The sequence below is a fragment of the Pseudomonas sp. GL93 genome (genome assembly GCF_003408955.1).
Classification (GTDB): Bacteria; Pseudomonadota; Gammaproteobacteria; order Pseudomonadales; family Pseudomonadaceae; genus Aquipseudomonas; species Aquipseudomonas paracarnis.
On record NZ_NKRF01000104.1, the window covers coordinates 1 to 8,577 of the forward strand.

General features: G+C 62.6%; 8 protein-coding genes. 3 read left to right on the forward strand and 5 right to left on the reverse strand.

The genetic code is table 11. The features are described 5' to 3' along the window. Positions 1–13: 13 nt before the first annotated feature. The 4 genes from CER19_RS23720 to CER19_RS23735 are packed head-to-tail and all read right to left on the reverse strand — an operon-like array spanning position 14 to position 4,816. The gene (locus CER19_RS23720) at positions 14–877 is read right to left on the reverse strand and encodes an SMP-30/gluconolactonase/LRE family protein (protein ID WP_116668191.1); all 864 of its coding nucleotides are present in this window, start codon (positions 875–877) and stop codon (positions 14–16) included. Positions 878–893: 16 nt separating this feature from the next. Further along, positions 894–2,474: an aldehyde dehydrogenase (NADP(+)) gene (locus tag CER19_RS23725; RefSeq protein ID WP_116668192.1), complete on the reverse strand. Its 1,581-nt coding sequence runs from the start codon at positions 2,472–2,474 to the stop codon at positions 894–896. A 10-nt stretch (positions 2,475–2,484) separates the two neighbouring features. After that, a complete protein-coding gene (araD1, locus tag CER19_RS23730; RefSeq protein WP_034126740.1) occupies positions 2,485–3,477 on the reverse strand; it encodes an AraD1 family protein in 993 nt (330 codons plus the stop codon). Between the two features lie 16 nt (positions 3,478–3,493). Continuing rightward, the gene (locus CER19_RS23735) at positions 3,494–4,816 is read right to left on the reverse strand and encodes an MFS transporter (protein WP_003190554.1); all 1,323 of its coding nucleotides are present in this window, start codon (positions 4,814–4,816) and stop codon (positions 3,494–3,496) included. Between the two features lie 191 nt (positions 4,817–5,007). Here CER19_RS23735 and CER19_RS23740 point away from each other — a divergent pair, with 191 nt between their 5' ends. Together CER19_RS23740 and CER19_RS23745 are read left to right on the forward strand one after the other, a co-directional pair. After that, a complete protein-coding gene (locus CER19_RS23740; RefSeq protein WP_019817288.1) occupies positions 5,008–6,744 on the forward strand; it encodes an IlvD/Edd family dehydratase in 1,737 nt (578 codons plus the stop codon). A gap of 48 nt (positions 6,745–6,792) precedes the next feature. Continuing rightward, positions 6,793–7,515 (forward strand): FadR/GntR family transcriptional regulator, encoded by a 723-nt coding sequence (locus tag CER19_RS23745; protein WP_116668193.1) that lies wholly within the window; start codon positions 6,793–6,795, stop codon positions 7,513–7,515. A gap of 7 nt (positions 7,516–7,522) precedes the next feature. Here CER19_RS23745 and CER19_RS28900 read toward each other — a convergent pair whose 3' ends face one another. Beyond that, entirely contained in the window at positions 7,523–7,774 is a 252-nt protein-coding gene (locus CER19_RS28900; protein WP_178088123.1) for a hypothetical protein, read from the reverse strand. A gap of 58 nt (positions 7,775–7,832) precedes the next feature. Here CER19_RS28900 and CER19_RS28905 point away from each other — a divergent pair, with 58 nt between their 5' ends. Continuing rightward, complete coding sequence (locus tag CER19_RS28905; RefSeq protein WP_178088124.1) at positions 7,833–8,027, forward strand: hypothetical protein; 195 nt, start codon at positions 7,833–7,835, stop codon at positions 8,025–8,027. The last annotated feature ends 550 nt before the right edge of the window (positions 8,028–8,577 follow it).

Sequence of the window (8,577 nt, forward strand, 5' to 3'; positions counted from 1 at the left end):
CAGCGCGTTTGGTTTATCCGGCAAAGCGGTGACAGGGCTTGCCTGGCACGTCGACTTCAATGGCCAATACCGCACCATCAAGGGGGTGATCCAATGGGCTCGCCGCGCTGGTGATGTACAGCGTGGTGAGCTCGGGCCCACCGAACACGCAACTGGTGGGACGGCTGACCGGCAGTTCGATAATGCGATCCACCTCACCTGCGGGCGTCAGCCGCAGCAGGCAACTGCCGTCCCAGCGCGCGTTCCAGATGTAGCCGTCGGCGTCCATGGCCGAGCCATCCGGCCCGCCGCGTGTGTGCGGCCCGAACCAGGCCTGGGCGGCGTCAAGTTGACCGTCGGCCAGGATTGAATGCTGGTAAAGCGTACCGTCCAGGCTGTCGCCAAAGTGCACCTGGCTGCCCTCCTCGTTCCAAAGCAGGGTGTTGGGAATGCCCAGCCCTGTCAGCAACGGCGTGACCCGCGCATCGGCATCGATGCGAAACAAACCACCGGAGCGCCGGGTAATCGGCAGGTCTTCGCCCTGCTCGCCGATGTTGTTCTGCATGGTGCCCAACCACAGCCGGCCCAGGGCATCGCAACGTGCTTCATTGCCGCGGTTGCCCGCTTGCGGGTCGGCTACGCACAGCAGGGTCAAGGCTTCGGTGGCCATGTCCAGGCGATACACGCCGCTGCTCAAGGTCACCAGCGCATCGCCGCGTTCACAGGGGATGAACGCCGAGACGTGCTCGGGCAACTGCCACACCTGCAACTGCCCGCCCAGCAGGCGCAGCGCCTGGCGCGCGGCGATATCCACCCAATACAGGGCCTGGGTCGGTACATCCCAGAACGGCCCTTCGCCCAACCGGGCACGGTGCGGGGTGACTGCGCTCAACGACATGAAGCCTCCTGATCGGTTACAGCGATTCGCGCGATGGCGTGCCATTTACCAGGCGCTGAATACGCAAGGGGTTGGCGTTTTTCAACGCGTCGGGCAGCAGGCTATCAGGGTAGTTCTGGAAGCACACCGGGCGCAGGAAACGGTCGATAGCCAAAGTGCCGACCGAGGTGCCACGGGCGTCGGAAGTCGCCGGGTACGGCCCGCCGTGAACCATGGAATCGCACACCTCCACGCCAGTGGGGTAACCGTTGAGCAGGATGCGCCCGACTTTCTGTTCCAGCAGCGGCGTGAGTTCGGTGAACTGTTGCAGGTCGGCCGGTTCGCCGATGAGCGTGGCGGTCAATTGCCCGTGCAGCCCCTGCAGGGCGGCGCTGAGCTGCGCCTGATCAGCCACTTCGACGAACACCGTGGTGGGGCCAAACACTTCTTCCTGCAGCACTTCGTCGCCGTCAATCAACAGACATACATCCGCCTTGAACAGTTGCGGTTGCGCCTGATTGCCCGATTGCGCGCTGCCCGCCAGATGCTGGATGCCCGGGTGAGACCGGAGTTTTTCCAGGCCCTTGCCGTAGCTGCCCAGGGTGCCGGCATTAAGCATGGTTTGCGCCGGTTGCTCGCCGATCAATTGCGCCACTTGTTGTGTGAACGCGGTGAACGCAGGCGAGGCGATACCGATCACCAGGCCTGGGTTGGTGCAGAACTGGCCGCAGCCTTGTACCACCGAGGCGGTCAGGTCGCGGGCGATGCTTTCGGCGCGGGCGTGCAGCGCCTGGGGCAGCACGATCACCGGGTTGATGCTCGACATCTCGGCAAATACCGGGATCGGTTGCGGGCGCGCCGCGGCCATGTCGCACAGGGCGCGGCCGCCTTTGAGTGAGCCGGTAAAGCCCACCGCCTGGATCGCCGGGTGTTTGACCAGCGCCTCACCGACGCCGCCGCCAAAGATCATATTGAACACGCCCGCCGGCATCTCGGTGGCCTCGGCGGCACGAATGATCGCATCGGCCACGCGCTCGGCGGTCGCCATGTGCCCGCTGTGGGCCTTGAACACCACCGGGCAACCGGCGGCCAGCGCGGCAGCGGTGTCGCCACCGGCGGTGGAAAACGCCAGGGGGAAGTTGCTGGCGCCAAACACCGCCACCGGGCCGAGGCCGATGCGGTATTGGCGCAGGTCCGGGCGCGGCAGCGGCTGGCGCTCTGGCAGGGCCTTATCGATACGCGCCCCGTAGAAGTCACCGCGGCGCAGCACCGTGGCGAACAAACGCATCTGGCCGCTGGTGCGCCCGCGTTCGCCTTTGATGCGTGCGGCCGGCAATGCGGTTTCGCGGCAGACCAGTTCGACGAAGTCATCGCCCAAGGCGTCCAGCTCATCGGCCACCGCATCCAGAAACTGCGCACGCCGTGCGGCGCTCAAGGCGCGATAGGCCGGGTACGCCTGGGCCGCGGCCTGGGCGGCGGCGTCCACTTCCTGGGCGGTGGCCTGGTAGAAATCCTGGGGCAAGGCTTCGCCGGTAGTAGCGTCGATGCTTTGCAGCTTGATGCTGCCATTGGCGCTGCGCTGGCCGCCGATGTAGTTGTGGCCGAGGAACGGGGTCATGTTGATCTCCTTAAAGGGGGGTGACTTGGCCGGGTTCAAATGCCGCATCGCTGCTGCCGATACCGTTGATCAACGGCGCGCCGAATTCAGCCTGGCTGATCTCGAACACATCGCCCGGCTGGGTACGTATACCGTCGGCGAATGACAAGGTGGCGGTGCCGAAGAAGTGAATGTGCACATCGCCCGGCTTGAGGAATTGGCTGTATTTGAAGTGGTGGTATTCGAGGTTTTCCAGGCTATGGCACATATTGGCCTCGCCGCTGAGGAATTCGTTCTGCCAGATGACTTCGCCATTGCGCAGGATGCGGCTGGTGCCCGCCAGATGCTCGGGCAGTTCGCCCACGCGCAGCTCCGGGCCATAGCTGCAACTGCGCAGCTTGGAATGGGCCAGGTACAGGTAGTTCTTGCGCTCCATCACATGGTCGGAGAACTCGTTGCCCACCGCAAAACCCAAGCGATAGGGTTTGCGGTCATGCCCGATCACATAGAGGCCGCCGATTTCCGGCTCTTCGCCAGCGTCTTCGGCAAACGGCGGCACCGGGAAGGCCTGGCCCGGGCGCACGACGATGCTGCCATCGCCTTTGTAGAACCACTCTGGTTGCACACCGGCCTGGCCGGCGCCTGGTTTGCCGCCCTCCACGCCCCATTTGAAGATGCGCATGGTGTCGGTCATCGCGCTGTCGTCGCCGGCCTGCTGGTGCATCTTGTCGCGGGCCGAGGCACTGCCCAGGTGGGTGAGGCCGGTGCCGCTGATCAGCATGTGGGCCGGGTCCGGGTGGTCAAGCGGCGGCAGGATTTTGTGTTCCGCCAACAAGGCGGCATAGTCATGGCTGGCGCCCAGGCCGAGAGCCTCTACCTGTTGCTGCAACTTGCCGCCGGCATCGATGGCGGCCAGCGCCAGTTCACGCACGCTGTGGGCGCCGCGCACTTCGCGCACCTGGTTGCCTTCTACCACGCCGACGCGGCGCTCACCGTTGCTCAACTCGAACTGAACTAAACGCATGCAGTTTCTCCTGGATTTAAGTGCGTGTGGCGCCACGGGCGCTGGCGGCGAATTGGTCGACGGGCAGCACGTGCTTGCGTTCCAGCAAGCGGTAGACCACGAGGGTCAGCAGCAACCCGAACACCATCACACCGGATAAGAAATACAAGCCTGAGGCCAGGTTGCCGGTGTACTCCTTGAGCGCACCGATCACGAACGGGCCGATATAACCGCCGAGGTTGCCCACCGAGTTGATCAAGGCAATACCGGCCGCCGCACTGGCGCCGGCAAAGAAGCGCCCCGGCAGGGTCCAGAACACGGCGGTGCAGGAAAACATTGCAAACGCCGCCAGGCACAGCGCGGCCATTTGCAGCACTGGCACGGTAAGCCAGGCGCTGCAGAACAGGCCGATGGCGCCCAATACATAGAGCACGGCGAGATGGCCGTAACGGTCGTTCAAACGGTCGGAACTGCGCGGGATAATCAACAGGCCGATGATGCCGAAGATGTAGGGCACGGCGGAGATGAAGCCGGTGGTGAGGTCGCTGCCGCCAAACTGCTTGATCAGGGTCGGCAACCACAGGCCGAGGCCGTAGATGCTCAGGGTCACCGGCAGGTAGAACAGCGCCAGCAGCAACACGCGCTTGTCCTTGAGCGCATGCAAGGGGTTGCCGTGGCGCGTCTGGCCGTAGGCCTGCAGGTCTTTGTGCAGCTCGCCGGTGAGCCAGGCTTTTTCTTCCTCGCTCATCCAGTTGACCTTTTGGGGGCCGTCCGGCAGGTAACGCAGCACCGGCCAGGTCAGCAGGATCGCCGGGGTGCCGATCACGATAAACAGCCACTGCCAGCCATGCAGGCCGAGGATGCCGTCCATGCCGAGCAAACCGCCGGACACCGGGCCGGTAATCATCATTGCAATAGGTTGGGAGAGGATAAACAGCCCGAGGATCTTGCCGCGATGGCGCACCGGGAACCACTGGGTGATGTAGTACAGCACGCCCGGAAAGAACCCCGCCTCTGCCGCGCCCAGCAGAAAGCGCATCACATAGAAGCTGTGCGGCCCCTGCACGAACGCCATGCCGATGGTGATGGCGCCCCAGGTGATCATGATGCGTGCAAACCAGCGCCGTGCGCCGAAGCGGTCGAGCATCAGGTTGCTGGGAATCTCGAAGAGGAAATAGCCAATGAAAAACAACCCGGCACCGAGGCCATAGGCGGCGTCGCCGATGCCCACGTCAGCGCCCATGTGCAGCTTGGCGAACCCTACGGCGGAACGGTCCACGTAGGCGATCAGGTACAGCAGGATCAGGAAGGGAATCAGTTTCAGCGTGATGCGCCGAATAAGCCGCAGTTCCTGGCTCATGGGGTCGATCTCCGATTGTTGTTTTTATAGAAGCTCGGGGGACGCCTCTGACGAAATCCGCCAGGGCCATACCTCAGTTGAGACCGACTATATAGTATGACTATTTGCAAAACAACACTTCCAAAGCGGCGATTTTGCGCTTATGTTTAAGCACGCATAGAACATATAGTCATACAATAAGAGAATCGATCATGCCTGACAAAAAGCCCGGCCTACGCTCTGCCCAGTGGTTTGGTACCGCCGACAAGAACGGTTTCATGTACCGCAGTTGGATGAAGAACCAAGGCATTGCCGACCATCAGTTCCATGGCAAGCCGATCATCGGCATCTGCAACACCTGGTCGGAGCTGACGCCGTGCAACGCGCATTTCCGCCAGATCGCCGAGCACGTCAAGCGTGGCGTGATCGAGGCCGGAGGCTTCCCGGTGGAGTTCCCGGTGTTTTCCAATGGCGAATCCAACCTGCGCCCTACCGCCATGCTCACTCGCAACCTGGCGAGCATGGATGTGGAAGAAGCGATTCGCGGTAACCCGATTGATGGCGTGGTACTGCTCACCGGGTGCGACAAGACCACCCCGGCGCTGCTGATGGGCGCGGCCAGTTGTGATGTGCCGGCCATCGTGGTCACCGGCGGGCCGATGCTCAACGGCAAGCACAAGGGCCAGGACATCGGTTCGGGCACGGTGGTGTGGCAGCTCAGCGAACAGGTCAAGGCTGGCACCATCACCCTGGATGATTTCCTCGCGGCCGAGGGCGGCATGTCGCGCTCGGCGGGCACCTGCAACACCATGGGCACGGCCTCCACCATGGCCTGCATGGCCGAGGCGCTGGGCACTTCCCTGCCCCACAACGCGGCGATTCCGGCAGTGGATGCACGCCGCTATGTATTGGCGCACATGTCGGGCATGCGCGCCGTGGAGATGGTGCGTGAAGACTTGAAGCTGTCGAAGATCCTCACCAAGGAGGCGTTCGAAAACGCTATCCGCGTGAACGCGGCCATCGGCGGCTCGACCAACGCGGTGATCCACCTGAAAGCCATCGCCGGGCGCATCGGCGTCGAACTCGACCTGGATGACTGGACCCGCATCGGGCGCGGCATGCCGACCATCGTCGACCTGCAGCCCTCCGGGCGCTTTCTGATGGAAGAGTTCTACTATGCCGGTGGCCTGCCCGCCGTGCTGCGCCGCCTGGGTGAAGCCAACCTGATCCCGCACCCCAATGCCTTGACGGTCAACGGCAAGTCCCTGGGCGAGAACACCCAGGACTCACCGATCTACGGCCAGGACGAAGTGATCCGCACCCTGGACAACCCGATCCGCGCCGACGGCGGCATCTGCGTACTGCGTGGCAACCTCGCGCCTCTGGGTGCGGTGCTCAAGCCTTCGGCTGCGAGCCCCGAACTGATGCAGCACCGTGGCCGCGCCGTGGTGTTCGAGAACTTCGACATGTACAAGGCTCGCATCAACGACCCGGAGCTGGACGTGGATGCCAACTCGATCCTGGTCATGAAAAACTGCGGCCCCAAGGGTTACCCCGGCATGGCCGAAGTCGGCAACATGGGCCTGCCCGCCAAGCTGCTGGCCCAGGGCGTGACGGACATGGTGCGCATTTCCGACGCACGCATGAGCGGCACTGCCTACGGCACCGTAGTGTTGCACGTGGCCCCGGAAGCCGCTGCCGGCGGGCCGTTGGCGACAGTGAAGGAAGGTGACTGGATCGAACTCGATTGCGCCAATGGCCGCCTGCACCTGGACATTCCAGACGCCGAGCTGGCAGCGCGCATGGCCGACCTGCCGCCCGCGCAAAACCTCATCGTCGGCGGTTATCGCCAGCTGTACATCGACCATGTGCTGCAGGCCGACCAAGGCTGTGACTTTGACTTCCTGGTGGGCTGTCGCGGGGCAGAAGTCCCACGGCATTCCCACTAATTGGGATGCTATGATGCGGCGAATCTAAGCCAGAGCCTCCCCGTCGTTATGGATCACCAGCCGCCCAAGCCGCGCAAGAGCCAGCATGCCCAGATCGTTCAGGACTTGGGCATGCACATCGTTTCCGGCCGCTTCAAGCCTGAAGAACGTTTGCCCATGGAAGCCACGCTGTGCGAGGAATACCAGGTCAGCCGCTCGGTATTGCGCGAAGCCACGCGGGTGCTCAGCGCCAAGGGCCTGGTGTACTCCAAGCCACGGGTGGGCGCGGTGGTACGGCCACGCTTGAAATGGCACCTGCTCGACCCGGACGTGCTGTCCTGGTTGATGCAGTCCACGCCCCACAGCGAGTTCTTCAACACCCTGGCCGGGGTGCGCCGCATCCTCGAACCGGAAATCGCCGCCATGGCCGCGACCACCGCCACCGATGAAGACATCGCCACCATCGAACACGCCTACCTGGGCATGGAAACCGCCAAGACCCACGAGGACCTGTTACAGGCCGACCTGGACTTCCACCGCGCAATTGCCGACGCTACCCGCAACGACCTGCTCGCCTATATGTGCAACATGCTCTCGCTGCCGTTGCGCGAGTCGATCAACATCACCAACCGCCGCCCGGACATCCAGGGCCTGAGTCTGCCTCGGCACAAGGCGATCCTCACGGCGATCCAGAACCGTGACGCCCTGGGTGCGCGGCATGCGTCGCTGGTGCAACTGGATGACACCCGGGTGGCGCTGGACACGGTGATGAATGTGTTGACGCCGTTGTGAGCCCGCGTCATTCCTGACTGTTATTGTTGGCCCTGGGGCAGGTGTTATCGCCCTCTTTTTTCAGCGCGAGGACGGCCTGGCGCTCGGACAGCAAGTGGGTGATGGCGCCGCCGATCGCAGCGGAAATCAACGCCAAGGCCTCTTTAGGCAGATTGATCGCCGCCCAGGTCAACCCGCCGATCAGCAGGATGACAAACAGGATATTGAAACGTGACACGCCGAGTTTTATCGAGCGGACGATATCGGACGTGTCCTGCATTTTTTCGAATGCGTTTAAGGTCTTCGAACTTGCGCACCGATTCCAGGGTTTCCAAGTAATGGGTTTCGGCCCGCTTCAATTTCTTGATGACATCGGCTTCGAGCATGACCTCCTCTATCTCGATCCTGACCAGGCTGATATTGGCGCCTGGACGGCCGAGAATTTCCGAGCTCAGCGAACTTTCGGCCAGCTCGGCCAGCAGATAGGTATAGGAGGTTTCGCTGATCTCCTTGGCCTATTTTTGCAAGGCTGATGTGTAGCACTTGGTGGCGTATCGAGTGAACATGCGCTCGGCATCGTTAGTCTTTTTGATCAGTTCTTCAACTTCGTCGATCAGTTCCCGTTCCATTTTTAATATCCCTATTAAACGTGGCTTCGAAAAGCGATGAGCGCCGAGCGCTGCACTGACGCGCAACCCTGTGGCGAGGGAGCTTGCTCCCGCGACGGCCTGACAGCGCCCCATATACACCTGACGCGCCGCATTCCAAATGTGGGAGCTGGCTTGCCTGCGATAGCCATAGGTATCTACACAACTTCGTAGGTTGTAGCCGCCGACGGTAACCACGATGCGAAGCGAGTCGCTCTTGATCTTGCTCTTGATCTGCTTTTGATCTTGATCTTAAGCGCCCCGTCAAACCACGCTGGCCGGAATTCGACAGGGATTTGGGGGGTAAACCGGCAGGGATGCCGGTTTAGCCGCCCCGCGCCATGGATGGCGCGTGGCGGCGGCCCCCCAAATCACTGGCGGATTACGGGCACACCGAGCCTAGGCGAGGTGCCGAGTGGGGGGGCAAGAGCCTTTT